Annotated in this window: 1 protein-coding gene and 1 other annotated feature; the gene reads right to left on the reverse strand. The window is 63.5% G+C overall.

Annotated features, from left to right (window positions below; genetic code table 11):
- Positions 1 to 39 precede the first annotated feature (39 nt).
- Positions 40 to 1,234, reverse strand: a protein-coding gene (locus U1763_RS21080; RefSeq protein WP_332756865.1) for an IS3 family transposase whose coding sequence is annotated in 2 segments (ribosomal slippage) — positions 40 to 980 and positions 980 to 1,234 — 1,196 coding nt annotated over the 2 segments. Because the reading frame shifts where the segments join, the coding sequence is not laid out codon by codon here. This gene is flagged as partial in the annotation.
- Positions 871 to 987: a sequence feature (AL1L pseudoknot), on the reverse strand. Its footprint overlaps the gene before it by 117 nt.

Consider the following 1,234-nt stretch of genomic DNA (forward strand, 5'->3'; position numbering starts at 1 on the left):
TGAACCGCGCCGGGTCTACCGGAGGCGTTGGGTTGTGAGTCACGCTGCCATATCGATATTGTCCGCGGCAGCATAATATTGATCTTCAGCTTCGGCAGGCGGGATGTTGCCGATGGGCTCCAGCAGCCGGCGATGGTTGAACCAGTCGACCCATTCGAGCGTCGCGTATTCCACCGCTTCGAAGGATCGCCAAGGTCCACGGCGATGGATGACCTCGGCTTTGTAGAGGCCGTTGATGGTCTCAGCTAAAGCGTTGTCGTAGCTGTCGCCGACGCTGCCAACCGAGGGCTCGATCCCGGCCTCGGCGAGGCGCTCGGTGTACTTGATGGACACATATTGCGACCCGCGGTCGCTATGATGGATGAGGCCGCCCCGATGGGCCGGCCGACGATCGTGAAGTGCCTGTTCCAAGGCATCGAGGACGAAACTGGCATGAGCCGTCCTGCTGGCCCGCCAGCCGACGATCCGCCGAGCATAGGTATCGATGACGAAGGCCACGTAGACGAACCCCGCCCAGGTCGCGACGTAGGTGAAGTCTGACACCCACAGCATATTCGGCGCTGGCGCGTAGAACTGGCGGTTGACGTGATCGAGCGGGCACGGCGCCGCCTTGTCGCTGATCGTGGTGCGCACCGGCTTGCCCCGGATCACGCCTGCCAAGCCCATCTCGCGCATCAGCCGTTCGACAGTGCAGCGGGCGATCGGAAAACCTTCCCGTATCATCTGTCGCCACACCTTGCGCACGCCGTAGACCGCAAAGTTCTCGGCGAACACGCGCGCGATCTCCGGCTTGAGGGCCACATCCTGCCGCGCCCGCGCCGACAGACGTGTCGGATCCTGTCGCTGCGCGACGCGCTCGTGATAGGTGGATGGGGCGATCGGCAGGACACGGCAGATCGGCTCGACCCCATAGGCATCGCGGTGATCGTCAATGAAAGCGATCATCGTCGGAACGGGCGGTCGAGCTCCGCCTGCGCAAAATATGCCGACGCCTTGCGTAGAATCTCGTTGGCCTGCCGCAGCTCACGGACCTCGCGCTCGAGCGCCTTCACCTTGTCGGCAACCTCGGTCGGGACACCGGCACGCTTGCCGCTGTTGACCTCAGCCTTCTTCACCCACTCATGCAGCGTCTGCGGAACGCAGCCGATCTTCTCCGCGATCGACACCACCGCTGCCCATCGCGAGGGGTGATCCCGCTCGTGGTCGAAAACCATACGTACCGCGCGTTCGCGAA

This window comes from Sphingomonas sorbitolis (genome assembly GCF_036663875.1).
Lineage (GTDB): Bacteria > Pseudomonadota > Alphaproteobacteria > Sphingomonadales > Sphingomonadaceae > Sphingomonas.